19 protein-coding genes and 1 tRNA gene are annotated in these 25381 nt (G+C 49.8%); 15 read left to right on the top strand and 5 right to left on the bottom strand.

What is annotated here, in order from left to right; translation table 11 throughout:
* Nucleotides 1–108 precede the first annotated feature (108 nt).
* Genes UNDKW_RS14480 through UNDKW_RS14470 form a run of 3 tightly spaced genes read left to right on the top strand, consistent with a single transcriptional unit; the run spans nucleotide 109 to nucleotide 4390 of the window.
* The gene (locus tag UNDKW_RS14480; protein ID WP_370529135.1) at nucleotides 109–2181 is read left to right on the top strand and encodes a PAS domain S-box protein; all 2073 of its coding nucleotides are present in this window, start codon (nucleotides 109–111) and stop codon (nucleotides 2179–2181) included.
* A 50-nt stretch (nucleotides 2182–2231) separates the two neighbouring features.
* Complete coding sequence (locus UNDKW_RS14475) at nucleotides 2232–3056, top strand: response regulator (protein ID WP_162059260.1); 825 nt, start codon at nucleotides 2232–2234, stop codon at nucleotides 3054–3056.
* Nucleotides 3057–3100: 44 nt separating this feature from the next.
* Entirely contained in the window at nucleotides 3101–4390 is a 1290-nt protein-coding gene (locus UNDKW_RS14470) for an NRAMP family divalent metal transporter (protein WP_162059259.1), read from the top strand.
* Here the strand turns inward: UNDKW_RS14470 and UNDKW_RS14465 are convergent.
* Nucleotides 4384–5118: a tetratricopeptide repeat protein gene (locus UNDKW_RS14465; protein ID WP_162059258.1), complete on the bottom strand. Its 735-nt coding sequence runs from the start codon at nucleotides 5116–5118 to the stop codon at nucleotides 4384–4386. The two genes, UNDKW_RS14470 and UNDKW_RS14465, sit on opposite strands and share 7 nt — an antisense overlap.
* An 86-nt stretch (nucleotides 5119–5204) precedes the next feature.
* Nucleotides 5205–7328 carry a bifunctional 2',3'-cyclic-nucleotide 2'-phosphodiesterase/3'-nucleotidase gene (locus tag UNDKW_RS14460; RefSeq protein ID WP_162059257.1) on the bottom strand — a complete coding sequence of 708 codons (2124 nt, stop codon included), beginning with the start codon at nucleotides 7326–7328 and terminating at the stop codon, nucleotides 5205–5207.
* Nucleotides 7329–7685: 357 nt separating this feature from the next.
* On the opposite strand from UNDKW_RS14460, the gene UNDKW_RS14455 reads away from it, so the two are divergent.
* Nucleotides 7686–8645, top strand: coding sequence for a patatin-like phospholipase family protein (locus UNDKW_RS14455; RefSeq protein ID WP_162059256.1), 960 nt, complete (start codon nucleotides 7686–7688; stop codon nucleotides 8643–8645).
* A 125-nt stretch (nucleotides 8646–8770) separates the two neighbouring features.
* On the opposite strand, the gene UNDKW_RS14450 is transcribed toward UNDKW_RS14455, so the two are convergent.
* Nucleotides 8771–9253, bottom strand: coding sequence for a C40 family peptidase (locus tag UNDKW_RS14450; RefSeq protein ID WP_232063388.1), 483 nt, complete (start codon nucleotides 9251–9253; stop codon nucleotides 8771–8773).
* Between the two features lie 319 nt (nucleotides 9254–9572).
* On the opposite strand from UNDKW_RS14450, the gene UNDKW_RS14445 reads away from it, so the two are divergent.
* The 4 genes from UNDKW_RS14445 to greA all read left to right on the top strand — a co-directional run bounded on the left by UNDKW_RS14445 (nucleotide 9573) and on the right by greA (nucleotide 15280).
* A complete protein-coding gene (locus UNDKW_RS14445) occupies nucleotides 9573–9977 on the top strand; it encodes a heme-binding protein (RefSeq protein WP_162041720.1) in 405 nt (134 codons plus the stop codon).
* 323 nt (nucleotides 9978–10300) lie between these two features.
* A complete protein-coding gene (carA, locus tag UNDKW_RS14440; RefSeq protein WP_162061940.1) occupies nucleotides 10301–11455 on the top strand; it encodes a glutamine-hydrolyzing carbamoyl-phosphate synthase small subunit in 1155 nt (384 codons plus the stop codon).
* Between the two features lie 4 nt (nucleotides 11456–11459).
* Entirely contained in the window at nucleotides 11460–14678 is a 3219-nt protein-coding gene (gene carB, locus UNDKW_RS14435) for a carbamoyl-phosphate synthase large subunit (protein WP_162059254.1), read from the top strand.
* Nucleotides 14679–14803: 125 nt separating this feature from the next.
* The gene (greA, locus tag UNDKW_RS14430) at nucleotides 14804–15280 is read left to right on the top strand and encodes a transcription elongation factor GreA (protein ID WP_162041718.1); all 477 of its coding nucleotides are present in this window, start codon (nucleotides 14804–14806) and stop codon (nucleotides 15278–15280) included.
* 132 nt (nucleotides 15281–15412) lie between these two features.
* Here the strand turns inward: greA and UNDKW_RS14425 are convergent, their stop codons facing one another.
* Nucleotides 15413–15889, bottom strand: a complete 477-nt coding sequence (locus tag UNDKW_RS14425; RefSeq protein ID WP_110253841.1) for a YhbY family RNA-binding protein — start codon at nucleotides 15887–15889, stop codon at nucleotides 15413–15415.
* A gap of 32 nt (nucleotides 15890–15921) precedes the next feature.
* Between UNDKW_RS14425 and UNDKW_RS14420 the strand changes: the two genes are divergently transcribed.
* The 5 genes from UNDKW_RS14420 (at nucleotide 15922) to UNDKW_RS14400 (ending at nucleotide 21055) form a co-directional block, all read left to right on the top strand.
* Nucleotides 15922–16566 carry an RlmE family RNA methyltransferase gene (locus tag UNDKW_RS14420; protein WP_162041717.1) on the top strand — a complete coding sequence of 215 codons (645 nt, stop codon included), beginning with the start codon at nucleotides 15922–15924 and terminating at the stop codon, nucleotides 16564–16566.
* A gap of 123 nt (nucleotides 16567–16689) precedes the next feature.
* Nucleotides 16690–18579 carry an ATP-dependent zinc metalloprotease FtsH gene (gene ftsH / locus UNDKW_RS14415; RefSeq protein ID WP_162041716.1) on the top strand — a complete coding sequence of 630 codons (1890 nt, stop codon included), beginning with the start codon at nucleotides 16690–16692 and terminating at the stop codon, nucleotides 18577–18579.
* A gap of 85 nt (nucleotides 18580–18664) precedes the next feature.
* Complete coding sequence (gene folP, locus UNDKW_RS14410; RefSeq protein WP_162059253.1) at nucleotides 18665–19504, top strand: dihydropteroate synthase; 840 nt, start codon at nucleotides 18665–18667, stop codon at nucleotides 19502–19504.
* A gap of 14 nt (nucleotides 19505–19518) precedes the next feature.
* On the top strand, nucleotides 19519–20865 hold the full coding sequence (gene glmM / locus UNDKW_RS14405) for a phosphoglucosamine mutase (protein ID WP_162059252.1): 1347 nt from the start codon (nucleotides 19519–19521) through the stop codon (nucleotides 20863–20865).
* Nucleotides 20866–20978: 113 nt separating this feature from the next.
* Nucleotides 20979–21055, top strand: a tRNA-Arg gene (locus UNDKW_RS14400).
* Between the two features lie 111 nt (nucleotides 21056–21166).
* On the opposite strand, the gene UNDKW_RS14395 is transcribed toward UNDKW_RS14400, so the two are convergent.
* A complete protein-coding gene (locus UNDKW_RS14395) occupies nucleotides 21167–22054 on the bottom strand; it encodes a WYL domain-containing protein (protein ID WP_162059251.1) in 888 nt (295 codons plus the stop codon).
* 202 nt (nucleotides 22055–22256) lie between these two features.
* Between UNDKW_RS14395 and UNDKW_RS14390 the strand changes: the two genes are divergently transcribed.
* The gene (locus UNDKW_RS14390) at nucleotides 22257–23330 is read left to right on the top strand and encodes a metallophosphoesterase (RefSeq protein WP_162059250.1); all 1074 of its coding nucleotides are present in this window, start codon (nucleotides 22257–22259) and stop codon (nucleotides 23328–23330) included.
* 383 nt (nucleotides 23331–23713) lie between these two features.
* Nucleotides 23714–25330 carry a methyl-accepting chemotaxis protein gene (locus UNDKW_RS30960; protein ID WP_162059249.1) on the top strand — a complete coding sequence of 539 codons (1617 nt, stop codon included), beginning with the start codon at nucleotides 23714–23716 and terminating at the stop codon, nucleotides 25328–25330.
* Nucleotides 25331–25381 lie beyond the last annotated feature (51 nt).

Genomic DNA, 25381 nt, shown 5'->3' with positions numbered 1-25381 from the left:
TTTTTGCTGGTATTTTTATTGCTCTGGGCTTTACAGATCCGCCGCGCTACTCTTGGTCGCCGGGCTGGTGAACAAACTTCACTCAAGGTACGTGAAGTTTTGCTCAAGATGGGAGCCTTGCAGGATGCCATATTTAATAGCCCAAACTTTTCCATTATTGCGACCGATGCTCAAGGTCTTATCCAGATTTTTAATGTTGGTGCAGAGCATATGTTGGGTTATGACGCTGCCGATGTCGTCAATCTGATTAGTCCCGCTGATATCTCCGATACAAACGAGCTGGATAGCAGGGCCGCCGCGCTGAGTGCAGAATTTAATACCCCGGTTGCCTTGGGTTTTGATGCTTTAATTTTCAAGGCGATGCGTAGCCTGGAGGATATTCATGAGCTGACGTATATTCGTCGTGATGGCAGCCGCCTGCAGGCGATTGTCTCAGTCACTGCCTTGCGGGATGCGGAGGGAGTTGTTATCGGCAGTTTATTGATAGGTACAGACAATACCGCCCGCAAGCAGGTAGAAGCTGAGCAGGCCTTGCTCGACCAGCGTTTTCGTGATCAGCAGTTTTATACGCGTTCATTAATTGAGGCCAATATTGATGCCCTGATTACCACAGACCTGAATGGTGTGATCAGTGACGTCAATCATCAGATGGAAGCCATCACCGGGTGTACGCGTGACGAACTTATTGGCGCACCATTCAAAAATTATTTTACTGAACCTGCTGCTGCAGAACTGGCAATGAAGCGTGCGCTGCAAACCGGCAAGGTCACAAATTGTGAACTGACAGCGGTTGCGAAAAATGGCAAAGAAACCGGGGTCTCTTACAATGCCAGTACCATCTATGACCGTGAGCGTCGATTACAGGGTGTTTTTGCGTCTGCGCGCGATGTCACCGAATATAAATTATTTGAGCAAAGACTACAGAATAGCAATATAGAACTTGAATTAGCCAAGGCAGTTGCTGAAAAAGCGAATCTGGCCAAATCAGAGTTTTTATCCAGCATGAGCCATGAATTGCGCACCCCGCTCAATGCAGTGCTCGGCTTTGCGCAATTGATGGCATCGGACAATCCGCCACCCTCTGACAACCAGAAGTTATCGATAGACCAGATATTGCAGGCAGGCTGGTATCTGTTGAGGCTGATTAATGAAATCCTGGATCTGGCGATGATAGAGTCAGGCAAGGTCAGCATTTCAAAAGAGTCTATCTTGCTAGCCGACGTCTTGCTGGATTGTCAGTCCATGATAGAGCCGCAGGCAAAGACGCGTGGAATAGTCATGATTTTCCCGGTCATCGATATGCCTCTGTATGTATTTGCAGACCGCACCAGGCTCAAGCAAGTCATGGTGAATTTGCTGTCAAATGCGATTAAATATAACCAGCACGAGGGTACGGTCACAGTTGAATATGCCATGCATGGTGATAACCGGATGCGCATCAGTGTCAGGGATGCAGGTAAGGGTTTGTCGCCTGAGCAGATGGCTCAGCTGTTTCAACCATTTAATCGCCTTGGGCAGGACGCTGGTAATGAAGAGGGAACAGGTATCGGCCTGGTGGTGACCAAACAACTGGTTGAGCTTATGGGTGGATCGATTGGTGTAGAAAGTAATGTTGGTATTGGCAGTGTGTTCTGGATAGAGCTCGCCCTGGCCTTAGCTCCAGCTTTGCATGATGAAAGCGCTGGCGAGTTTCTGATCGGAACGGGCATAGGGCAAAAAGTGGCTCAGGCTTCGTCTCAACGCAGTTTGCTTTATGTTGAAGATAATCCAGCCAATCTGGCGCTGGTCGAACAATTGATTGCGCGTCGCAGCGATCTGAAACTTTTGACGGCCGTTGATGCCCATCTTGGTATCAGTACGGCACAGCTTTGCAAGCCGGATGTGATCTTGATGGACATTAATCTGCCAGGCCTCAGTGGTTTTGGTGCGCTCAAAATTCTGGCAAATGACCCGTTGACTGCGCATATACCTGTGATGGCCTTATCTGCAAACGCCATGCCACGTGATATCGCTAAGGGCCTGGATGCTGGTTTTTTCCGTTATCTGACCAAACCGATCAAGGTTAACGAATTCATGGATGCACTTGACCTGGCGCTACATCATGCCAAAGAGCACGGATTGGCACGTAAAAAAGGTGACATTGAGTGCAGCCAAATAAAAAGTGAAGTTGAGTTGAGCTGAAAATGTAGTGGAGTGCAATGTTGAAGCAGTAACGATTTTGAAAGAATGAAATGCTTGAAACAGTCGAAATTCTTAAGGCCAGCATCCTGATCGTTGATGATCAAAAAGCTAATGTGATGTTGCTGGAGCAAATGCTGCGTAACATCGGATATTCCAATATCACCACGACCATGGATGCGCGTACGGTTTGCGCACTGCATATAGAGCACAACTATGACCTGATATTGCTGGACCTGCAAATGCCGGGTATGGATGGTTTTGAGGTGATGGAGGAATTAAAGAATATTAGTGCTGATGCCTATTTGCCGGTACTGGTGATCACTGCTCAGCCGGGGCACAAACTACGTGCCTTGCAGGCAGGTGCCAAGGATTTTGTCAGTAAACCTTTTGATCTGCAGGAAGTGCAGACGCGCATACACAATATGCTGGAAGTGCGTTTGCTATATCAACAGCTTGATACCTACAATAAACGTCTTGAGCAGACCGTGCTGGAGCGTACTGCTGAATTACGTGTCAGCGAAGCGCGCTTTAGAAGTTTTACCCACCTTTCTTCTGACTGGTACTGGGAGCAGGATCAGTTCGGCAATTTCACCAGTGTATCCGGGCCTGTATTTGAAATGCTGGGCATACGTGTGGAAGACATGTTGGGTAAAACGCCAAAGGGTGGCATGGAGGGCTGGGATGTTGATGAGCGTGAAAAACTTGATGACAATATCGCCAATCGTCGGCCATTCCTGGATTTTACTTACCGGCGTTGCAAACCGGATGGCACGATACAATACCTGCAAGTCAGTGGAGAACCTTTTTTTGATTCGGCCAGCCGCTTTGCCGGATACCGCGGCGTAGGTATGGATGTCACTCATCGGCGACCATAAGGCCATAAGATCAAAAGCGATCACTCGCATTCAAGAACCGCGCTATGAATAAACCGACTACAGGTTCGTCAGCAGACACCAGGGAACCGTCCCTGTTGAAAAAACTGGGGCCTGGTCTGATTACTGGAGCCGCCGATGATGACCCCAGTGGCATTGCAACCTATTCGCAAGCAGGTGCGCAATTCGGTTTCAATATGTTGTGGACGGTATTGTTTACCTATCCCTTGATGGTGGGCATACAAATCGTCAGTGCCCGTATAGGCAGGGTCAGCGGTCATGGTCTTGCCACCAATATACGTCGTCATTATCCCGCCTGGTTATTGTATGCGGTGGTAGGACTTCTGCTGATCGCCAATACCATCAATATTGCGGCTGATATTTCTGCCATGGGTGAGGCCTTGAAATTGCTCGTGGGTGGCAAGGCGCATCTGTATGCAATAGGTTTTGGCATATTGTCTTTGCTGTTGCAGGTATTTATTCCTTATCAGCGCTATGTGCGTTTTTTGAAATGGCTGACATTGGCCTTGCTGGCGTATGTTGCCACGGTGTTCGTTGTCCATACACCCTGGATGGACGTTGTTAAGAGGGCAGTCATGCCTCAGCTATCCTGGAAAAAAGAATACATCACGACAGTGGTGGCCGTATTTGGTACGACCATCAGCCCCTACCTGTTTTTCTGGCAAGCTTCGCAAGAAGTGGAGGAGATGCGCGCTGACCATCTGGCACGTCCACTGATACAGGCGCCTGAGCAGGCGCCAGCCAATCTCAAGCGTATCAAGCTTGACACCTACATAGGTATGGCATTTTCCAATCTGGTGGCTTTTTTCATCATATTGACTACCGCTGTTACGCTGAATTTGCATGGCGTGACCGATATCCAGACTTCTGCGCAGGCGGCAATGGCCTTGCGGCCCATCGCCGGTGACCTGGCTTTCATGCTGTTCAGTGCGGGTATCATAGGCACGGGTTTGCTGGCAATACCTGTGCTGGCCGGTTCATCTGCGTATGCCATGGCAGGCGCATTCAAATGGAAAAACAGTCTCGAAGATACACCGATGCAGGCCCGGCAGTTCTACGCCATCATCGCGCTTTCAACAGTGATAGGTATTACGCTGGGATTTACGGCGATTGACCCCATCAAGGCCCTTTACTGGAGTGCAGTCATCAATGGCGTGATTTCTGTTCCTATCATGGTGGTCATGATGTTGATGGCGACAAGGGCCGACATCATGGGTAAATTTGTGATTACCCGCAGGCTGAAAATATTGGGCTGGCTGGCCACCTGTATGATGGCACTTGCAGTGATGTCCATGCTGGCGACGTTTTTTTATTGATAGCGGTTCCAGCGCATCAGACGTTCATCCGAGGCTTCCTTGATCAAGTGTCTGGCCTTTAGTGGATCTTTTTCCACTTGCTTGCTACCGCTTTCCAATTCCATGGCCAGGGCCTGGATGGCGACCGGGTATTCAAGCTCCGCAGATTCTTCCAGCCACTTTCTGGCCAGTGCCTGATCCTGTTTGACGCCTTCTCCTGCGGCATAGGCGTTCGATAGCAGGAACATGGCCTGTGCATTGCCTTGCTCACTGGCTTTTTCCAGCCATTTGACAGACAACGCCAGATCTTGCGGTACTCCCTGACCATATTTTGCCATGCGAGCCAGCATGAAGCTGGCTTTGCCATAAGCATTATTGGCTGCAAGCTCATACCATTTCCAGGCTTGCGACTCATTTTTTGTCAATCCAAGACGGCCTTTATAGTTGGCCTCTGCCAGTTGAAACTGCGCTTCTGCGTCACCATGCTGATTTTTTGCGGCACGCTCCAGCCACAGCAAAGCCTGGGCTTGTTGTTCAGAATGTATTGCATACGCCAGACCCAGTTCGCGCTGGGCTACTGCATTGCCAGCAGATGCCCATTTTTGCAGTGCTGCGATGGCAGAGGGTAGTTGTGCATGCAAAGCCTGTATGCCGGCAGATTCTATTTCTGCCGTAGTTGGAACCGGTGCGCAGGCGCACAGGCTGCATAGTAGTACCACGCCTGCACTGATTCTTAAGTTGTTAAGCATATCGTCATCATGGGTAGGCACGCACTTCAAACTGAAGTGCGTGCTTGTTCTTTCTTGCTAAACTTTCTTGCCAAATTTCAGCGAGTTTACTTGCTTAAATCTATCGCATATTTGGCAAAGCCGCTGGCATCCAGGGTGCCTTCGGATTTGACGCGGCTCAATCCCAGTGCTTGTGCTACTGATATTTTGCCTGGAGCAGAGCGCAAAATTACAGGTCCCTTGGTCGTTACTTTAACAAAACTCCAGCTCTGGCCTGTGCCATTCGCTACACTGGTGATCTTGCCTTGTTTTTTGACGAAATTGCTGACCACAGCCTGATTGGCATCTGGCGATTTGATAATGGTCTTGCTGCCATCAATGCCAGGGAAATTACCGCCGCCACCTGCACGGTAGTCATTCGTCGCAACGATAAAGTCATCATTGTCGCCTATGGCCTTGCCCGCGTACGTCAGATTGACAATGCGCTTGCCTGCTGGCTGGGTAACATCGATCTGATAGATCAGTGCATTATTGTCTGCATAGAACACATCATAGTTATAGATGGTTGAATAAGACGGCACCAAGTCTTGCTCAGTCGTCAGTGCAGGGTCTATCTGGCCGAATTGTTTTGCTGCGGTTTCCAGCCAGTTCTTCAGGTCAGAGCCCTTGATCTTGACGGCTTGCAGATTGTTATTTCCATACAGGTAAAGATCACCTGGGTTGCGTACTTGCAAACCAAATGGCGATGCTGGGCTGGCGCCTGGTGCAACGTCCGTAAAGTCTGTTGGTCCATTGCGGCCTGCCTTGAATGGCGCGCTGCATGAAATGACGGGGATGGATTTGTAGCTGGCTATCGTCGCATCATTTGAAGTTGCGATAAAGTTTTTCACATAGTCGATTTGCGCCTGATTGACGATTTGTATGGCAGAGACATCGCCGACCAGGGAAAAGTAGGCGGACATTTCAAAGTCTGTCGTTGTGCCCAGAGCTTGTGTTGCGTAGTTGATGGTGGCTTTGTGTTCGGTGTCAACCAGTGGCGCGATAGAGGCATCTGCATCAATGATGTTGGTGCCATCTTTATACTTGAAGCCTCGTGCTTCTACATTGGTCAGGTCTTTTTGCACTACCCATTTACCACTTTGATACTTGAGTGTCATTTGTATGATGCCCAGGCGGCGGCCCCAGCTTTGAGCCATGACTGCTGGCACGCCATTGACCAGACCTTTTTTGGTATCGACAATCGTAGCAGGCAGGGCAGCTAGCGAAGCATCGATGGCCGGGGCACCAACTTCTTTTGGTGCCGGGAAAATCAAGTGGGCGTGACCCAGCATCAATGCATCGATACCAGTCGTGCTCAGGTGCAGGCTGCCGTTTTCCATTTTTGGGCTGTAGGGCGATGCATCCAGGCCGCCGTGGGACAGGGCGACGACCAGATCAGCACCTTTGGCACGCAGCTCAGGTACATATTTGTTGGCAGATTCTTGCACGCCATTGACGACGACTTTACCAGCAAGGGATTTTTGATCCCAGTCCATGATTTGTGGTGGTACAAAGCCCATGATGCCGACATTGAGTTTGACATTCATGCTGCTGCCATCAGGCTTGGTAGCGACAAATTGTTTATTGATGATGGATGTAGGGTTGAAGATGGGCTTTTGGCTGCTGGCACCGACTACATTCGATAAAACCAGCGGGAAGTTGGGGGCGCCACAAGTGCCAGCTTTGCTGACATCGGGCAAGCCAAAATCGGTATTGGTGATCTGGCTCAAAAAGCCCAGGCCATAATTGAATTCATGATTACCCAAGCCTGCGCCATCATATTTCAAAGCATTCATGACTTTATAGATGGCCAGTGTGCCGTTGCAGGTGACGGGTGCTGCCAGTGCCTGATAATCGCCAAGCAAAGTTCCTTGTATGACATCGCCGTCGTCGAGCAGGATATTATTGGGATTTTCTGCGCGTGCATCCTTGATCAGGGCGGCGGTTCTTTCCAGGCCCAGGCTGGTATCGGCTTTCAGGCCGTAATAATCGTAGCTGAGTATGTTTTGATGGATGTCCGTGGTTTCCAGCAAGGCCAGTTTGACGACGGTTCCTTCCGGTATGCTGTTGGGATCGACGGCGGGCGTTACATTGGTTGTTGTGGTCGGGTTGCTGCTGCCACAGCCTGCCAGTGCAAGAGCTACCAGTGCCGCGATGGGAGTGAGTGGCGGTAACCAGGAAATTTTTTTCATAAAATCTTTCAAGAGTAGCTTCAGACATCAAATGTTTAACGAATGGTGTCTCCGCAAGTTGCGGGACTTTCCGGATAATTGGGTCGGTAATTACGCGACAAGTGCGGGATTATCAATACTAATTATTTCTATGGCATGACATATAAATATGTGAATGCCGCATATCATGATTTTGTGATATATGGCTTGAAGGTGAATTCATCAAATCGGTAGTCTGCCTATGGTGATTTGGTCTGTTCAGCAGTTTTTTTCAGCATGTCCGGTGCTATGGCTATTTTAGAAATATAATCACGCACCTGCAAAAAATCCCTTTCGCCGGAACTTGCACCTCATTTACTGTTGAAACCTAGAAATCACATGTCGCGTCTATTTTCCCGTCCATCAGCTTTGGCTGCTGGTAAAAACTCTGTTCTTGCCCGTCTCGCCTTGCCGGTCATGCTGGTATTTGGCCTGTCTGCCTGCAATACTTCGCCACAACAGGCAACACCTGCCGTGACGCCCGCCATCCCTGTGGTCAAGACACTCAAGCCCGTACGCATAGGACTGGCGCTTGGCGGTGGTGCGGCGCGTGGGTTTGCCCATATAGGTGTCATCAAGGCGCTGGAGTCGCAAGGCATCAATCCTGATGTTGTGGTTGGTACCAGTGCAGGCAGTGTAGTCGGGGCCATGTACGCGGCTGGGAATAATGGCTTTGCCCTGCAAAAAATGGCTTTGGATATGGATGAAGTGACCATCTCTGACTGGTCGCTGCCTTTGTTTTCCAAGTCCAGTGGTGTATTGAAGGGTGATGCCCTGCAAGCCTACGTAAACCGTCTGGTGGTGCAAGCACCGATAGAAAAACTGCGCAAGCCATTTGGTGCTGTCGCGACCGACCTGGCAACTGGCCATGCAGTACTTTTCCAGCGCGGGAATACGGGTGCGGCAGTGCGTGCTTCGTCGGCTGTGCCTGGCGTATTTCAACCTGTGAAAATCAATGATCGCCTGTATGTCGATGGTGGTCTGGTATCGCCAGTGCCGGTACGTTTTGCTCGTGAAATGGGGGCAGACCTGGTGATTGCCGTCAATATTTCTTCGCCGCCTGAGCCGCTGGTTTCCAATGCGACTCTTGATGTGTTACTGCAAACCGTAGCCATCATGGGGCAGAGCATTAATCAGTTTGAGTTGAAGCAGGCCGAGATAGTGATACGCCCGGAATTGCCGGGTATGAAGGGTAACGATTTTAATGGCCGCAATCTGGCTATCCTGGCAGGTGAAAAAGCGGCAATGGCAATGATGCCAGAGATTAAGCAAAAGATTAAGGCGATGCAGGAGCGCTGATCTGACGGAGATGAGGTAAAGGAGGGAAGATAAGGCAGGGCATGATTTGCTCTGCCTTTGTTTTTTGAGGCTGGGAAAATCTGTAGTTAAAACTGCTTGGCACTAAATAATTTATTTTATGCTAATTATTTGACTTCATCATCATTGATGCGGCGTGCGCCATTGAAGCGTTTTTTCCAGTAAGCGATGTCCATGCTTTCCACCCTGACCTGGCCGCCTGCTGAAGGGGAATGGATGAATTTGTTGTCACCCAGATAAATGCCTACATGAGAAAAGCCGCGTTTGAGCGTGTTATAAAAAACCAGATCGCCGGGCTGCAAATCCTTTTGTTCTACGTGTTCGCCTACTTTACTGATTTCTGCTGAGGTGCGTGGCAAATTGGCGCTGACCACATCTTTGAATACATATCTGACAAAGCCGCTGCAATCGAGACCATTTTCAGGTGAGTTGCCGCCGCGCTTATAACGTATGCCCATCAAATCCATGGCTTTGACTGTGAGGTCGGATGCGCGTTGCTTGATTTCCTGCAGTTTGGTGTAGGCGGTCGAGGACTCGGGGAAGGGATTGTCTGCGCTCCAGGCTGGATTGGCCGCTGCTGCTAGCAGCATAGTTGAGATAAGCACTAATTTGGCTTTCCTTGATATTCTGGAAACGGTTATTAGCATCTTTGCACCTGGTTGGAAAAACCGGTCAACTGTAAGCGAACTCTGAAAAAATGTAAACTATTTGGGATACCTTTCTGAGTAACAATAAGTTTCCGCTATTTACTTGAAATAATGGCAATATGTTCAGGGGTTTTGTATCAGGCTGATTTCTGGCCTGGCGCTAAAAAGGACTCAATAAGCTGGCTAAATTGGTAAAAACTGTTTGTATACCTAAGCGCAATTGCTTGGCGTACAATCCGCAGAATTTAATGGAGAGGTATTTATGCAAACAAAACCTGTGATGACTCTGGATGATGTCAAAAAAATTGCTGCTGCTGCTGAGGCGGAAGCCAAGGCCAATAACTGGCCTGTCGTGATCGCTATCGTGGACGATGGTGGTCATTTGATGTGGTTGCAGCGTCTGGATGGCGTCGCCCCGATTTCTTCGCAAATTGCCCCAGCCAAGGCTGCTACTGCCGCACTGGGCAAGCGTGAGTCAAAAATCTATGAAGATATTATCAATAATGGCCGTTATTCTTTCCTGAGTGCTCCTCTGGAAGGCATGCTTGAAGGCGGAGTGCCAATTATTGTCGATGGTCAATGCGTTGGTGCGGTTGGTGTTTCAGGCGTCAAGTCGGCGGAAGATGCGCAAATCGCCAAAGCCGGTATTGCTGCTCTGGGTCTGTAATTCAAATATTTAAATTGAATAACACATTCTGTTTTGCGGGATGGTGTCAGAGATAATTTCTGGAAAATAATTAACGCACGCTCGTACACTATTGAGTTTGCAAGCAATTTCACGGCCCATCAGGCATTTCGTATTTGCCTGATGGGCCGTTTCGCGCTATAATTCGAGGGTTTAACTAATCCGAAATCTCGCCGTAGCGCCTACCCAAATTCACATCGCTCCATCATCTTTCCAGGCTGCGCGGCAATTCATGCGCGGCCAGGGAAACGACAGCTTGGGGCGTCGCAGCGGCGGTAACAATACAGGAGTTGCCCTTGCTGCCCATTCCGCAGTCCCTTCTTCGTTCCGGCCAGGACACCGCTATACTTGCTCTCGCCGATGGAAGCATTTTCACTGGATATTCGATTGGCGCTGCCGGTCAGACCATAGGTGAAGTTGTCTTCAATACCTCAATGACTGGCTATCAGGAAATTTTGACTGATCCCAGTTATAGTTCCCAGATCGTTACTCTGACGTATCCGCATATTGGTAATACGGGCGTTAATGCCGAAGACGTAGAGTCTGACAAAATCCATGCAGCTGGTTTGATTATTAAAGACCTGCCTTTGCTGGTATCGAATTTCCGCTCTGAACAATCCCTCTCTGATTATCTCAAATCCCAAAACATCGTTGCTATTGCCGGTATTGATACCCGCAAGCTGACACGTATTTTGCGTGAAAAAGGTGCGCAGGGCGGTGCTATCCTGGTAGGTGCTGATGCTGAAAAAGCCATCGCACTGGCCAAGTCTTTCCCTGGTCTGTCTGGCATGGATCTGGCCAAGGTCGTATCCGTCAAGCAGGCTTATGAATGGACTGAGGCCGAGTGGGTGCTGGGCCAGGGTTATGGTCAGTTGCAAAATCCGAGATTCCATGTCGTCGCTTTCGACTTTGGCGTTAAGCGTAATATCCTGCGCATGCTGGCCGAGCGTGGTTGCAAGGTTACGGTATTGCCTGCGCAATCCAGTGCTGCCGATGTGCTGGCATTGAATCCAGATGGCGTGTTTTTGTCGAATGGTCCTGGCGACCCTGAGCCTTGCGATTATGCGATTGCTGCTGCCAAGGAATTGATAGAGAAGGGCATTCCTACCTTTGGTATCTGCCTTGGTCATCAAATCATGGCGCTGGCATCCGGTGCTAAAACCCTCAAGATGAAATTCGGCCACCACGGCGCCAACCATCCTGTGCAGGATCTGGATACCAAGCAGGTATTGATCACTTCCCAAAACCACGGTTTCGCAGTCGATGCTGCAACTTTGCCAGCCAATTGCCGCGTCACCCACGTGTCTTTGTTTGATGGCTCGCTGCAAGGTTTTGCGCGTACTGATAAACCAGCTTTCTGCTTCCAGGGTCACCCTGAAGCCTCACCAGGTCCGCATGATATTGCCTACCTGTTTGACCGCTTCACCGCGATGATGGCCAAGGCAAAGACAGGAGAATAAGAGAATGCCAAAACGTAACGACATAAAAAGTATTTTGATTATCGGCGCTGGCCCCATCATCATTGGCCAGGCTTGTGAATTCGACTATTCTGGCGCGCAGGCTTGCAAGGCTTTGCGTGAAGAAGGTTACCGCGTGATTCTGGTCAACAGCAATCCGGCAACCATCATGACTGACCCGGAAATGGCAGATGTGACTTACATCGAGCCTATCACCTGGCAAGTTGTTGAGCGCATCATAGCCAAGGAAAAACCGGATGCAATTCTGCCGACCATGGGTGGTCAGACTGCACTGAACTGTGCACTTGATCTGCATCGTAATGGCGTGCTGACCAAATACAATTGTGAACTGATCGGTGCTTCACCAGAAGCCATCGATAAGGCTGAAGACCGCCTGAAATTCAAGAACGCCATGACCAAGATTGGGCTGGGTTCTGCACGTTCCGGCGTTGCTCATTCCATGGATGAAGCATGGGTAGTGCAAAAGGATGTTGGCTTCCCTGTCATCATCCGTCCATCGTTCACCATGGGTGGTACAGGCGGCGGTATTGCCTACAACCCGGAAGAATTCGAGACGATTTGCAAGCGCGGCCTGGAAGCATCTCCTACCAATGAATTGCTGATCGAAGAGTCGCTGATAGGCTGGAAAGAGTATGAGATGGAAGTCGTGCGCGACAAGGCCGACAACTGCATCATCGTCTGCTCCATCGAAAACCTGGATCCTATGGGCGTGCATACCGGTGACTCTATTACGGTTGCACCGGCGCAGACACTAACCGACAAAGAATACCAGATTATGCGTAATGCCTCTTTGGCAGTGCTGCGTGAAATTGGTGTGGACACAGGCGGCTCCAACGTCCAGTTTTCCATCAACCCTGCCGATGGCCGCATGATCGTCATTGAGATGAATCCGCGTGTGTCGCGTTCATCTGCACTGGCATCGAAAGCGACGGGTTTCCCTATCGCCAAGATCGCTGCCAAGCTGGCGGTTGGTTTCACGCTCGATGAATTGCGTAATGAAATTACGGGTGGTGCTACGCCAGCTTCTTTCGAGCCTTCCATCGATTACGTCGTCACCAAGATCCCGCGTTTCGCATTTGAAAAATTCCCGCAGGCAGATAACCGCCTGACGACGCAGATGAAATCTGTTGGTGAAGTGATGGCGATAGGCCGCACCTTCCAGGAATCTTTCCAGAAAGCCCTACGCGGCCTCGAAGTTGGCGTCGATGGCATGAATGAAAAAACCCAGGACCGTGAGACCCTGGAAAAAGAACTGGGTGAGCCTGGCCCGGACCGTATCTGGTATGTTGGCGATGCTTTCGCTCAAGGCTTCACGCTGGAAGAAGTGCATCAACTGACGCATATCGATCCATGGTTCTTGGTGCAGATCAAGGACATCGTCGATATCGAATTGTGGCTGGATGAGCAGTCACTCGACAGCGTTGACAAAGCCCTCATGCTGCAACTCAAGCAAAAAGGTTTCTCTGATCGTCGTCTGGCAAAACTGCTGAAAACAACTGATACTGCGATCCGTGAAAAACGTAAAGCTTTGAATGTGCGCCCGGTCTATAAACGCGTGGATACTTGCGCTGGTGAATTTGCCACGAATACAGCCTACATGTATTCGACGTATGAAGAAGAATGCGAATCGAACCCGACCGACAAGAAAAAAATCATGGTATTGGGCGGTGGCCCTAACCGTATTGGCCAGGGTATTGAGTTTGATTATTGCTGCGTACACGCGGCATTTGCGATGCGCGAAGATGGTTATGAAACCATCATGGTTAACTGCAATCCTGAAACCGTTTCTACCGACTACGATACATCCGACCGCTTGTACTTTGAACCGCTGACGCTGGAAGATGTACTGGAAATCGTCGATAAAGAAAAACCAGTTGGCGTCATCGTGCAATACGGTGGTCAGACACCTTTGAAACTGGCACTGGATCTCGAAGCCAATGGCGTGCCTATCGTTGGTACTTCACCAGACATGATCGATGCTGCTGAAGATCGCGAACGCTTCCAGAAAATGCTGCAAGACCTGGGCTTGCGTCAGCCGCCTAACCGCACTGCACGTACTGAAAGTGATGCGCTGGCACTGGCACAAGAGATTGGTTATCCGCTGGTGGTACGTCCATCTTATGTTCTGGGTGGCCGCGCGATGGAAATCGTGCATGAGCAACGTGATCTTGAGCGTTACATGCGTGAAGCCGTCAAGGTCTCCCATGATTCGCCAGTTTTGCTTGACCGCTTCCTCAATGATGCGATTGAGGTTGATGTTGATTGTCTGTCTGATGGCGAGCGCACCTTCATCGGTGGCGTCATGGAGCATATCGAACAGGCTGGCGTCCACTCCGGTGACTCTGCATGTTCCTTGCCACCCTATTCCCTGTCGCAAGAAACCATTGCTGAACTCAAGCGCCAGACTGCGCTGATGGCAAAAGGTTTGAATGTCGTTGGCCTGATGAACGTGCAGTTTGCGATTCAGCAGCAAGATGGCAAAGATGTCGTGTTCGTGCTGGAAGTGAATCCACGTGCATCGCGTACCGTGCCTTATGTATCCAAGGCTACTGGCCTGCAACTGGCCAAGATTGCTGCCCGTTGTATGGTCGGTCAGTCTCTCGATTCACAAGGCATAGGTGCAGAAGTCGTGCCACCTTATTTCAGCGTCAAGGAAGCCGTATTCCCGTTCGTGAAGTTCCCGGGCGTTGATACCATTCTTGGCCCAGAGATGAAATCGACGGGTGAAGTCATGGGTGTGGGTAAAACCTTTGGTGAAGCTTTCGTGAAATCGCAATTGGGCGCAGGCGTGAAATTGCCAACGTCTGGCAAGGTATTCCTGAGTATCAAGAACAGCGATAAACCACGTGGCGTCAAAGTTGCACGTGATCTGGTGGAGATGGGCTTCTCCATCGTTGCCACGCGTGGTACTGCAACGGCAATTGCTGCTGAGGGAATTCCTGTGTCAGTGGTGAACAAGGTTGTTGAAGGCCGGCCACACGTTGTTGATATGATCAAGAACAATGATATTGCCATGGTCATCAATACAGTGGAAGAAAAGCGCAATGCCATTACTGATTCACGCGCTATCCGTACCTCTGCATTGATTGCCCGTGCAACAACATTCACGACCATTGCGGGTGCTGAGGCTGCGGTCGAAGGCATGCGTCATCTCAATGAATTGCATGTTTATGATTTACAAGGTCTGCATAAAACCTTAAACTGATAGAAATAACAGTGTCCCTGACTTGGTCGGGGCACATGAACTTCGATACAGAGGTCACAAATGGCATCGGTAATGCTGGTGTCTGATGTGGCCTCTGTATTTTTACTTTTAAAAGTGTGAATGTCATGAGTACAGTACCTATCACCAAGTTTGGTGCAGAATTGCTAAAACAAGAATTGCATAAACTGAAAACCAAAGAGCGCCCAGATGTGATCAATGCGATTGCTGAGGCACGCGCACAAGGCGATTTGTCTGAAAATGCCGAATATGATGCCGCCAAGGAACGCCAGGCTTTCATTGAGGGCCGTATCGCTGAGCTCGAAGGCAAGCTTGGTTCTGCGCAGATTATCGATCCTAGCGAACTCGATGCCGAGGGGCGCGTCGTATTTGGCTCCACAGTCCACCTGGAAGACCTCGAAACTTCACAGAAAGTCAGCTATCAGATCGTTGGTGAAGATGAAGCAGACTTGAAGTTGAGCAAGGTCTCCATCACTTCTCCTATCGCACGAGCCCTGATAGGCAAGTATGCCGGTGATGTTGTTGGTGTGCAGGCACCTGCTGGTGTGCGCGAGTATGAGGTGCTGGATGTGATGTACGTTTAATCAATTCATATTCAGTCTGTGAATATGAATTTCTGCAGCAGTTGATGCAACAGCTGTTTAAGCGTAGGGAGAGGTAATTACCCGGCCGGGTCAGGCCGGGTTGTACTGATCAGATGTCAGCAGTATTGAAGCTTAGCTGTTGGCCAGAGATGATTTTTTTGCACTGCTTTGGCGTGGTTTTGCGCGCTTGATATTACCACCTTGGGTGACACGCTCATTGCCTTTGACCATGACTTTGGACACGGTAGGTTTTTTGGTGCCGCTTGGGCTAGGCTTGACGATAGTGACTTCTCGCATGCCTTTGCCTTTTTTAACCAGTTTGGTTTCTTTCGTGCCTTCCAGTTTTGGACGGTAAACTACCAAAAGTTTTCCAATATGTTGTACTGGGGCTGCATTCAGCTCGGCGCAGATGGTATCGTACATACCGATACGTGCTTCTCTATCATCGCCAAATACGCGTACCTTGATCAGGCCATGGGCATTCAGGCCAGCATCAATTTCTTTGATCACAGCAGGAGTCAATCCAGCTTCGCCGATTAATACGATAGGTTTCAGTGCATGTGCTTCGGAGCGGAGTTCGCTTCTTTCAGCGGGCGTAAGTTTTAACATAGTAATTCCTTTAAAAGCAGTATTTTACGCGAATGGCAAAGAATAAATTCAATCAAAATTGGGTTCACGACCATATTAATGATCCTTATGTGAAACTTGCACAAAAGGAAGGCTATCGTGCACGCGCCGTTTACAAGCTAAAAGAAATAGATGAATCAGAAAAATTGATACGCCCGGGGCAGGTTGTGGTCGATCTCGGGGCAACCCCAGGCAGCTGGTCTCAGTATGTAAGGAATAAGCTCGCAGGTAAAGAAGGTGGTGGCATCCTGGGTGAGATTTTTGCCCTTGATCTTTTGCCTATGGAGCCTATCGCTGATGTGCAATTCATCCAGGGCGACTTTCGTGAAGATGAAGTGCTGGATCAATTGGAATCCAAATTGTTGGGGCGCAAAGTGGACTTGGTATTGTCCGATATGGCCCCAAATCTGTCTGGTAACTCAACAGTTGATGCGGCGCGTGTCGAATATATTATCGAACTGGCAGTGTCTTTTTCCAAGGCGCATCTTAAGCCGGGCGGTGCTTTGTTGGTGAAATGCTTCCATGGTCCCAGCTATAACACGATAGTGACATTATTTAAAGATGAGTTCAAAACTGTACTCAACAAGAAGCCAAAAGCCAGCAAAGACAAGTCTTCCGAGATCTTTTTGCTCGGAAAAGGCTTGAAAAATCCCGAATAATTGAATTTACCTCTTGATAATCATCAATATTGCCAACATATGCTGGCTAGCAAGCTCTACCCAATGGGGGTAGAATGAACGTTTACAGTATCAAATGGCGCATCCTGCGTTCAAGGAGTTCTCGTGAATAATATGTTTTCAAAAGCTGCTATATGGGTGGTGGTTGCCCTGGTGCTTTTTACACTTTTTAAGCAGTTTGATGGAAAAAGCAGCGGTATAGGTGTCACATCCGTTGCGTATTCCGAGTTCCTCGATGAGGTCAGGTCCAAGCACATCAAGGAAGCGACCATTGATGAGGCTAACCGCACCATCGTGGCGACCAATTCTGAAGGTAAAAAGGTCAAATCCCAGATTACTGTGCTGGACAAGGGTCTGATACGCGATCTGGTGGATAGTGGCGTCAAGTTTGATGTCAAACAGCCCGAAGAGCAGTCTTTCCTGTCGCAAGTCTTCATTTCCTGGTTCCCGATGCTGTTGCTGATCGGTGTCTGGGTATTCTTCATGCGCCAGATGCAGGGTGGTGGCAAGGGTGGGGCATTCTCTTTTGGCAAGTCCAAAGCCAGGATGCTGGACGACACCAACAATAATGTGACCTTTGCGGATGTCGCCGGTTGCGATGAAGCCAAAGAAGAAGTCAGCGAAATCGTTGATTTCCTGCGTGATCCTACCAAGTTCCAGAAGCTTGGTGGCCGTATCCCGCGCGGCGTGTTGATGGTCGGCCCTCCAGGTACTGGTAAAACTTTGCTGGCACGCGCTATTGCAGGTGAGGCAAAGGTACCTTTCTTCACGATTTCCGGTTCTGATTTCGTCGAAATGTTTGTCGGTGTCGGTGCCTCCCGTGTCCGCGACATGTTCGAAAATGCCAAAAAACATTCACCTTGTATCATCTTTATTGATGAGATTGATGCTGTTGGCCGCCATCGTGGTGCTGGCATGGGTGGTGGTAATGATGAACGTGAACAGACATTGAACCAGATGCTGGTCGAGATGGATGGTTTTGAGGCCAATTCCGGTGTCATCGTGATTGCTGCTACTAACCGTGCTGACGTACTGGATAAAGCTTTGCTGCGCCCTGGCCGTTTTGACCGTCAGGTTTCCGTTGGCTTGCCGGATATCCGTGGCCGTGAACAAATTCTTAATGTCCACATGCGCAAAGTGCCTATCTCTGCGGACGTCAAGGCAGATGTACTGGCACGCGGTACACCAGGTTTCTCTGGTGCTGATTTGGCCAATCTGGTCAATGAGGCGGCATTGTTTGCAGCGAGACGCAATAAACGTCTGGTTGAAATGATGGATTTTGAAGATGCCAAAGACAAAATCTACATGGGCCCTGAACGTCGCTCCATGGTCATGCGTGAAGAAGAACGCAGGAATACTGCGTATCACGAGTCTGGTCACGCAGTGGTTGCCAAGCTTTTGCCAAAGGCTGATCCCGTCCATAAAGTGACTATCATGCCGCGTGGTTTTGCCCTGGGTGTAACCTGGCAATTACCTGAGCATGATAATCTGAGTGGCTATAAAGACAAAATGCTGGAAGAAATATCCATTTTGTTTGGTGGTCGTATTGCAGAGGAAATTTTTGTGGGCCAGATGTCCACTGGCGCGTCCAATGATTTCTCTCGCGCTACTAAACTGGCACGTTCCATGGTGACGCGCTTTGGTATGTCCGACAGCATGGGCGTGATGGTTTATGAAGATAGCCAGAGTGAAGGTTATTTTGGTGGCCCATCGAAAACGATTTCCGAGGCAACCCAGCAAAAAGTGGATGCAGAAATTCGCAGTATTCTGGATACTCAATATGCTTTGTCGCGTAAACTTCTGGAAGAAAATCGTGACAAGGTAGAGGCCATGACCAAGGCTTTGCTGGATTGGGAAACCATCGATGCTGACCAGGTTAATGACATCATGAATGGTATAGACCCACGTCCGCCAAAGCAGAGCCAGTCAAGCAACCGTCCTTCCTCGGGTAGTTCTTCCGGTGGTGTGTCGCCTAATGCAACTGCACCAGCTTGAACTGACGTACAAAAAACACACAATTAATTCTTGAATTTCTTGTACAAGGGTGGGGGTCATTCCTCACCCTTAGTCTTTTTAAAAAATGAAATATTTCCAATGTGGCCGTTTCCGCTATCCCTTAAGTGGGGCCCAGTCCCGAACCCTGGTCATGGGTGTGCTCAACATCACACCTGACTCTTTTTCTGATGGTGGCAAATACCTGAACCTCGAAAGCGCCATCGCCCGCGCTGAGCAGATGATAGAAGATGGTGTTGATATTATCGATATCGGCGGTGAGTCAAGCCGCCCTGGCTCTGCTCCTTTACCGCTGGATGAAGAGTTGAGCCGCGTCATGCCTGTCATCTATGCTTTGCGGGACTGCGGCAAGCCCTTGTCCATAGACACTTACAAGCCCCAGGTTATGCGTGAAGCGCTGATTGCAGGTGTCGATATGATCAATGATATCCAGGGCTTCCGCTCACCTGAATCCATCGCTGCCGTGCAAAATGCAGAAGCTGCCTTATGTGTCATGCATATGCAAAACACGCCAGAAGACATGCAAGTCAGTCCCGAATATATGGACGTCAATCAGGACGTGAAGACATTTTTGCGCGAAAGGCTGACAGCGTTGACAGATGCTGGCATAGAAGTCAATCGCATCTGTCTTGATCCTGGTTTTGGCTTTGGCAAAACCCTGGAACATAATACAGCCATGTTCAAGCACTTGCCGCAATTCCGGCAAGAGCTGGGCTTGCCTGTGCTGGTTGGCGTGTCGCGCAAATCCATGATAGGTGGCTTGACTGGCAGGGCGGCACCAGAACGCATGGCAGGCAGTATTGCTGCGGCCCTGCTGGCAAAACAGATGGGCGCAAACATTATCCGTGTGCATGACGTGGCAGAAACTGTCGATGCATACAAAATCTGGGATGCATTATCCCCTTGATGAGCAGGAAGAATATGAGCAGAAAATATTTTGGTACAGATGGCATACGTGGCAAAGTGGGTGTTGCACCTATCACACCTGATTTCGTCATGCGCCTCGGCTATGCTGCAGGCAAAGTGCTGGCGCAAGCCAATGTCACCGGCGACGCCCGCCCCACAGTCCTGATCGGCAAAGACACCCGTATCTCAGGTTATTTGCTGGAAGCCTCGCTGGAGGCCGGCTTTGCCGCCGCCGGTGTCGATGTCATGCTGTCTGGCCCGGCACCAACGCCCGCAGTGGCTTACCTGACGCGCGCATTGCGTTTATCGGCAGGTGTCGTGATCTCGGCTTCGCATAATCCATTTGATGACAATGGCATCAAATTTTTCTCGGCCAACGGCAACAAACTGGCAGATGAGGTGGAGCTGGCTATCGAGGCTGAGCTTGAGCAACCCATGCAATGTGTCAGCTCCGAGAAACTTGGTAAAGCCCGTCGTCTGAGTGATGCGAATGGCCGCTATATAGAATTTTGTAAAAGCACCTTCCCGGCAGAGCTGGATTTACGCGGCCTGAAGATCGTTATCGATTGCGCTCATGGTGCCGCTTACGATATTGCCCCGCATGTTTTCCATGAACTGGGGGCAGACGTTATCGCCATAGGTAATCAACCGAATGGCCTGAATATCAATGACAAGGTCGGCGCAACTGCACCAGATGCCTTGTCACTGGCCGTGCGCGCCAATCACGCTGATCTGGGTATTGCTCTCGATGGCGATGCTGACCGCCTCTTGATGGTGGATAAGCACGGCAAGATTTATAACGGTGACCAGCTCCTTTATTTGATGGTGCTTGACCGCATGGCTATCGGCAAGATTGAGGGCGTGGTTGGCACCTTGATGACGAATATGGCAGTTGAAGTGGCGTTCAAAAAACTCGGAGTCGGCTTCGCCCGCGCCAAAGTCGGCGACCGTTACGTGCTGGAGCAAATGCAGGAACGTGGCTGGCTGCTCGGCGGTGAAGGTTCTGGTCATCTCCTGTGCCTGGATAAACATACTACCGGCGACGGCATCGTCTCGGCGCTGCAGGTATTGTCGGCTCTGAGGCGCAACGGCAAGAGCCTCGATGCCTGCTTCGATGATCTGCAACTGTTCCCGCAAACCTTATTGAACATCAAAGTGCCAGCCGGTTTCGACTGGCAAAAAAATGAAATGCTGGTTGCAGAGAAGCAAAAGGTCGAGGCTGAACTCGCAGACCGGGGCAGGGTGTTGATACGCGCATCCGGCACTGAGCCTTTGGTGCGCGTGATGGTAGAAGCAGAAGACGCCGAACTCGCCTCCACCAGCGCCCGCCGCCTGGCAGATTGTATTCCACCTGCAATCTAAGTAAATTAGCAGTCAGCAGTGGTTTCATTCTTGAAAGTGAGAGCGATACCATGTACTATTCAGCCTTCAGTTTTTGGGCTCGCAAACATCTGTTTTGCTAGCCATCAACAAGACTGTCCATAGCTCAGTTGGATAGAGCACGAGCCTTCTAAGCTCGGGGTCGCACGTTCGATTCGTGCTGGACAGGCCAATAGATTCGATAAAAGCCCTTGAACTTGCTTCAGGGGCTTTTTGCTTTTGCCTGAATTCTAAAATTGAATGGTAGTGATGAAATCGCAGAAGGGTTGGGATCGCATATCTTCTAGATATCCCTTTTCTGATACCCCGGTGCCAGTACTGCATTACTTACCTCATCAAGCACGATCAGATCAGCCAGCCTCAATCTGGAGTTGCTGCCGTCAAGTTTGCCCTCTGGTGAGCAATCGACTTGCCACTGACGCAGGACGTAGCCAGCGATAGCAGCCCGTAATTTGACTTCGAGCTTGCCATTTTTCATCCCATAGTCGCGCATGATGGATTCTGGATATGGGTGCGAGGGATGGGGCTGTAATTCGATATCGACTATGCGTTGCCATTGTTCATCGGCAGCGAGTTGTTCGTGTGCTTGCAGCACGTGACTTTTATCGCCTGGCTTAATATCTGTGATGTCATCCATGCGCGTCAGTACCAGGTCGCGGAATTCTTGTTTGCTTCTGTCATAGGCCCGAACATGCCAGCGCAGGCCAGAATCCACCAGTGCCAATGGGACAATTTCCCGCTTGGATGGGCCAGTTTTCATGGAGTGATAGGTCAGCCTTAACGGATATTCGCCACGAATGGCGCGGGTTACTCTGGCCAGGTCCTGCAACGCTGGTTGATTCAAGCGGTTGGGGATGTCGTGTGCCAACAAGGATGTGCCAGTGCCACGCTCGCCATCTCCAAATCCTGAGCACAGTGCTGATAATACTCTGTCTGGCTGATGTTGAAACAGGGGCTGGAAGCTCTCCTGATAGTGATACATTTTTCCTTCATACAGCACATTGCCAGGTGCCAGTTCACGGTACAAAACCAGGTCGCGTGTGCCAGCCGCAGAGGCTATATCAAAACGGTCCATGACTTCTTTTCGTGTGACGGTACCGAGAAACCACAAGCGAAACTCTATAAATGCGAGACGTTCGCGCTGGGCGGCGGGCAGAGTGTGCAGATGCATGATGCTGATCGGTTGGTCAATTTTATGGAATATTTTAACATCGAATCAATTTGATGCTATTATTCAAACGGGTTTAAAATGAGATCAAATTGATTCGATGTTGGTCATTGCTGGTACTGCAACTTTGTGCTGCCGCAAGATATGCAGTCACTTTGATGGCTTCTGGAAAGCTGTAGCGTGGTAACAGAATAAAAGGAAAATGATGAGTCTGATTCAACAACTGCCGTCTGGCCCGCTGGATATTATCGGCGATATTCATGGCGAATATGAAGCCCTTTGCAACCTGATGCATCACCTTGGTTATGATGCCGATGGCAAACACTTGGATGAGCGCAGCTTGGTATTTGTCGGTGACTTTTGCGATCGCGGACCAGATAGCCCGGCTGTGCTGGCATTGCTTGAGCGCCTGGTCAAGGCGGGCAGGGCCGTGGCGGTATTGGGCAATCATGAAATGAATCTTTTGCGCGGTAGTGCCAAAGATGGTGCTGGCTGGTTTTTTGAAGAGCGAGCAGTCAGGGATGAACCCAAGTACGCGCCTTTCAAAAGGCTCGATACCGCAAAGAAAGCAGATACCCTAAATTTTTTAGCATCTCTGCCCGTTGCGCTTGAGCGCGAAGATCTGCGGGTAGTACACGCAGCATGGATCGCGGAGCATATAGAAGGAATACGTCATCTTGTTCTGGGAAGCGTGATGGAAAATGACCGCCGCCTGGACGCCGACACGCGGCAGTTGGCACAGGAATTTTCTGCGCAAATGCAGGCTGAACTGACTGCCCACAGTCGCGGTCTGGAAAACCCGGATCATCTGCCACCATTCATGCATGCTCATGCGGCATACGATGTGCTGATGCAAATGCATAATCCTTTGAGGGTGTTGACATCGGGAGTAGAGAGTAAATGGCATGAGCCATTTTATTCTGGCGGCAAATGGCGTTTTGTGGGGCGTGAGCAATGGTGGAATGAATACACAGAGCAACTGCCCGTGGTGGTTGGTCATTATTGGCGCCGCTTCAATGCGTTTGACCGCGCCCATATCGGCAAGGGTGGCGAAGACCTGTTTGAGAATACGTCGCCGCTTGCGTGGCATGGTGTAGCAGGCAATGTGTTTTGTGTCGATTTTTCTGTGGGTGGACGCTGGTCTGCGAGAAAAAATAAAGATTTTCCTGAGTCGGATTGCAAGCTGGCTGCATTGCAATGGCCAGAACGCAGCTTGTGTTTTGATGATGGTCAGGTCATGCAGACGGTGTCATTCAAGTCACCTACACCTGCTCCATAGAAAATAAATTTTCATCTGAAGCTGTGAATTGTTTTTACCGCGTGCATAAATACCTGAGTGAGCAATGAGTATGCAAAAAGGCGTTGTGATTTTGAGTCGATGTTGCAATTCGTCATCATTGACGCATGTGTACGGTCTTTTTTTCAGGCTATACTCTGAGCAAGTAGTACCACTTATTGCTCAGGGAATTTGATCTTAATTCTTTACTGGCAGGCCTATTCAAATTGCTATTACGAGTGCATGTAGAAGCAGGTTTTTTCTGAAGTTTTGCGTGTTGAAAATATAATAATCAGAGTGCCTGGAAAAATTGGGAGGTACTCTCAACTCTTCTCTTGTTAATCTGATATTCATCCTTCGTTAGTTGCGGATACTCAGGAAAATGTATGAATCAATTGTCACGTTTGAAGATTAGTGGTCGCCTGGCTCTGGGTTTTGGTCTGGTCATCTTGCTGTCCTGCGGTTTGCTTGTCCTTGGCTTGTTTCGACTGAGCCAGTTACAGGCTTCCACGGATTATATTTTTAATACCAAGGTCGCCAGTCTTGATGCTGCCACGGATATGCGTGAGCAAGGGCGGGCGCTGGCGCTGGTACTGCGCAAAATGACGGCGCCCAGTGACATGGCAGAGGCTGAGCGCGAAACCAAAAGACTGGCCAAGATACTGGAAGGCTATGATGCCTCTGAAACTTCAGCAAAGAAATTAATAGACGATAAAGAGGGTAAAGCTACCCTGCAAAATTCGCTTGATCAAAAACGGCAGGTGCTGGCGATTGCCAACAAGATCAAAAGTCTGGTCGCAGAAGGAAATTATTTCGATGCGGCATCTGTATTGCAGACGGAATTTAATGCGCCAAACGAAAAATGGATGCAGGCGCTGTCAGAGCTGGCGAGCCAGCAGCACAAAGCGATGAAGTCTGCTTATGATGAATCGCTGACCAACTACAAAAATGCCCGGCTGGGTATGCTGGTCATTGGTGTTTTGACGATAGTCATAGGCTCTGTTGCAGCATGGCTGATAGCGAGAACCATTGCTGGCCCGATCAAACGCTCTGCCATTATCGCTGACCAGATTGCCAATGGCGATTTGACTCAGCATGTAGAAGCAAGTGGCACGGATGAAATAGGTGATCTGCTGCATTCCCTGCAGATGATGCAGGAAAATCTCTTGACTACGATTTCCAAAATCAAGACAGGTACAGAGACAATTACCGTAGCTTCGCAAGAAATAGCCTCAGGTAATGCCGATCTCTCAAGCCGCACAGAATCACAGGCCAGTTCGCTGGAAGAAACCGCTAGCTCGATGGAAGAACTGACCAGCACGGTCAGGCAAAATGCCGACAATGCCCGTCAGGCCAATCAACTCGTGGTTTCTGCTTCCAGCGTCGCGGTCAAAGGTGGTGAAGTCGTAGGGCAAGTGGTCAATACCATGGGCTCAATCAAAGAGAGTTCGCGCAAGATCGTCGATATCATTGGTGTCATTGATGGCATCGCCTTCCAGACCAATATCCTGGCCTTGAACGCTGCGGTAGAAGCGGCGAGGGCAGGCGAGCAGGGGCGTGGTTTTGCGGTGGTTGCGGCAGAAGTGCGCAATCTTGCACAGCGCAGTGCCAGTGCTGCGAAGGAAATCAAATCCCTCATCAGTGACTCGGTCGATAAGGTTGATCAGGGTAGCAAGCTCGTCGATGAGGCAGGCAAGACCATGGATGAGATTGTCACCAGTGTCCAGCATGTGGCCGACATCATGAGCGAGATCACGGCGGCCAGCCAGGAGCAAAGTTCAGGTATAGAACAGGTGAACCTGGCGATTACGCAAATGGATGAAATGACGCAACAGAATGCGGCCTTGGTTGAACAGGCAGCAGCGGCGGCAGAGAGCATGGAAGAGCAGGCCGTAGAATTGACGCACGCAGTCAGCGTGTTTCAGTTGCCATCCAATATGCAAGCGGCTGAAGTGGCCGGCCCACAAGCACGCCGCTATACGCCAAGACAATTGACGAACTGATGGCGAACTGAAATTTATTCCGGCCTCAATGCAGTTGGTACAGCAAATGGA

It is taken from the genome of Undibacterium sp. KW1 (genome assembly GCF_009937955.1).
GTDB lineage: Bacteria > Pseudomonadota > Gammaproteobacteria > Burkholderiales > Burkholderiaceae_D > Undibacterium.
This window is presented reverse-complemented; position numbering and strand designations above follow the sequence as displayed.

Excerpts from the sequence above, each read along its gene's own strand:
- UNDKW_RS14480 (WP_370529135.1), top strand. The coding sequence starts at position 109 with ATGGGAGCCTTGCAGGATGCCATATTTAATAGCCCAAACTTTTCCATT.
- UNDKW_RS14475 (WP_162059260.1), top strand. The coding sequence starts at position 2,232 with ATGCTTGAAACAGTCGAAATTCTTAAGGCCAGCATCCTGATCGTTGAT.
- UNDKW_RS14470 (WP_162059259.1), top strand. The coding sequence starts at position 3,101 with ATGAATAAACCGACTACAGGTTCGTCAGCAGACACCAGGGAACCGTCC.
- UNDKW_RS14465 (WP_162059258.1), bottom strand. The coding sequence starts at position 5,118 with ATGCTTAACAACTTAAGAATCAGTGCAGGCGTGGTACTACTATGCAGC.
- UNDKW_RS14460 (WP_162059257.1), bottom strand. The coding sequence starts at position 7,328 with ATGAAAAAAATTTCCTGGTTACCGCCACTCACTCCCATCGCGGCACTG.
- UNDKW_RS14455 (WP_162059256.1), top strand. The coding sequence starts at position 7,686 with ATGTCGCGTCTATTTTCCCGTCCATCAGCTTTGGCTGCTGGTAAAAAC.
- UNDKW_RS14450 (WP_232063388.1), bottom strand. The coding sequence starts at position 9,253 with ATGCTGCTAGCAGCAGCGGCCAATCCAGCCTGGAGCGCAGACAATCCC.
- UNDKW_RS14445 (WP_162041720.1), top strand. The coding sequence starts at position 9,573 with ATGCAAACAAAACCTGTGATGACTCTGGATGATGTCAAAAAAATTGCT.
- carB (WP_162059254.1), top strand. The coding sequence starts at position 11,460 with ATGCCAAAACGTAACGACATAAAAAGTATTTTGATTATCGGCGCTGGC.
- greA (WP_162041718.1), top strand. The coding sequence starts at position 14,804 with ATGAGTACAGTACCTATCACCAAGTTTGGTGCAGAATTGCTAAAACAA.
- UNDKW_RS14425 (WP_110253841.1), bottom strand. The coding sequence starts at position 15,889 with ATGTTAAAACTTACGCCCGCTGAAAGAAGCGAACTCCGCTCCGAAGCA.
- UNDKW_RS14420 (WP_162041717.1), top strand. The coding sequence starts at position 15,922 with ATGGCAAAGAATAAATTCAATCAAAATTGGGTTCACGACCATATTAAT.
- folP (WP_162059253.1), top strand. The coding sequence starts at position 18,665 with ATGAAATATTTCCAATGTGGCCGTTTCCGCTATCCCTTAAGTGGGGCC.
- glmM (WP_162059252.1), top strand. The coding sequence starts at position 19,519 with ATGAGCAGAAAATATTTTGGTACAGATGGCATACGTGGCAAAGTGGGT.
- UNDKW_RS14395 (WP_162059251.1), bottom strand. The coding sequence starts at position 22,054 with ATGCATCTGCACACTCTGCCCGCCGCCCAGCGCGAACGTCTCGCATTT.
- UNDKW_RS14390 (WP_162059250.1), top strand. The coding sequence starts at position 22,257 with ATGAGTCTGATTCAACAACTGCCGTCTGGCCCGCTGGATATTATCGGC.
- UNDKW_RS30960 (WP_162059249.1), top strand. The coding sequence starts at position 23,714 with ATGAATCAATTGTCACGTTTGAAGATTAGTGGTCGCCTGGCTCTGGGT.